Below are 1,255 nucleotides of genomic sequence, written 5' to 3' on the forward strand. Positions count from 1 at the left end.
CGGCGACCGTCACCCAGTCGCGAACGTCGGTCCCGCGGCCGCCGGACGACCCGTGTGCCGGCCCGTCGAACGCGAGCACGCGGAACCCCTCGGCCACCAGCTCGCGCACGAGCGGCGCGAACTGCGACGCCCGGCCGCGCCAGCCGTGCAGGAGCAGCACGGTGCGCGGCCCGCGACCCCACTCGTACGTGGTGACTTCGATGCCGCGCACCGTGACGGTGCCGCGGCGGGCGTCGCTGTGGGTCGGCGCATCGGCGGGGCGCACGCGCATGCGCGGGCCGGTGGTGAAGAACAGGCGGAGCGCGACGGCACCCGCCAGCCGTGGCGAGACGCGGGCGAGCGGGGGGACGGTGCGGGCGAGCAGAACGGGCAGGGACGGCATCGTGACTCCTTCGCCGGAACAATACGAACGATCATACGTATACTAGGCGAACGATCGTTCGTATACTAGGGGGATGTCCGAGAGCCCGATCCTGGACGGCCGACGGGTACGGGGTGATGCCTCCCGCCGCGTCGTGCTCCACAGCGCCACGAACCTGGCGTCGGTCGAGGGTCTCGACGGCCTGACGATCGGTCGGCTCGCTGCGGCGTCCGGATCGAGCAAGAGCAGCATCGCCACGCTCTTCCGCAGCAAAGAGGGGTTGCAGCTCGCCACGATCGAAGCCGCCAGGGAGATCTTCCTCGCACGGATCGTCGAGCCCGCCCGTGCCGAGCCCCGCGGCGTTCGACGCCTCGCGGCGCTGCTGCGCCACTCGCTGCTCTATTCGAAGGACCGCGTGTTCACCGGAGGCTGCTTCTTCGCCGCGACCTCCGCCGACGTCGACTCCAAGACCGGGCCGGTGACCGACGCCGTGCGCGCGGCCCTGACTGACTGGCACGGGTACATCGAGGCCCAGCTGCGTCACGCCATCGCGGTCGGAGAGATCGCGGTCGACGACGTGGACGTGCTGGCGTTCGAACTCGTCGCGCTGAACGAGGAAGCCAACTCGCGCTCGCTGCTCCTCGACGACGAACGGCCCTATGCCCTCGCCGCGGCGGCGATGCGCGGACGCCTCCGTGCTGTCGGCGCCCCCGACGACGCCGTGGCGCTCCTCGACCTCGAGATGTAGAGCCCCGGCGCACCACAGGGCGCCTTCCCAGACGGGAGGGCGCCCTGTGGTGCGGCGGTCAGGCGGCGCGACCGCGGCGGAACCCGGCGTCGTAGCCGCGCTCGAACGCGTGACGTGCGCGGCGCTCGCCAGGTGGATGGTGCTCG

Annotated in this window: 2 protein-coding genes; one reads left to right on the forward strand and one right to left on the reverse strand. The window is 72.0% G+C overall.

Annotated elements, in window-relative coordinates; genetic code table 11:
* A partial coding sequence (locus DW309_RS07995) for an alpha/beta hydrolase (protein ID WP_136045077.1) occupies positions 1 to 382 on the reverse strand: 382 nt, incomplete at its 3' end.
* 73 nt (positions 383 to 455) lie between these two features.
* Between DW309_RS07995 and DW309_RS08000 the strand changes: the two genes are divergently transcribed.
* Entirely contained in the window at positions 456 to 1,109 is a 654-nt protein-coding gene (locus DW309_RS08000; protein WP_136036424.1) for a TetR family transcriptional regulator C-terminal domain-containing protein, read from the forward strand.
* Positions 1,110 to 1,255 lie beyond the last annotated feature (146 nt).

The organism is Microbacterium sp. K41, assembly GCF_004794395.1.
GTDB classification, from domain to species: domain Bacteria; phylum Actinomycetota; class Actinomycetes; order Actinomycetales; family Microbacteriaceae; genus Microbacterium; species Microbacterium sufflavum.

What these genes read in the sequence shown, in the direction of transcription:
- DW309_RS08000 (WP_136036424.1), top strand. Translation starts at nt 456, where the DNA reads ATGTCCGAGAGCCCGATCCTGGACGGCCGACGGGTACGGGGTGATGCC.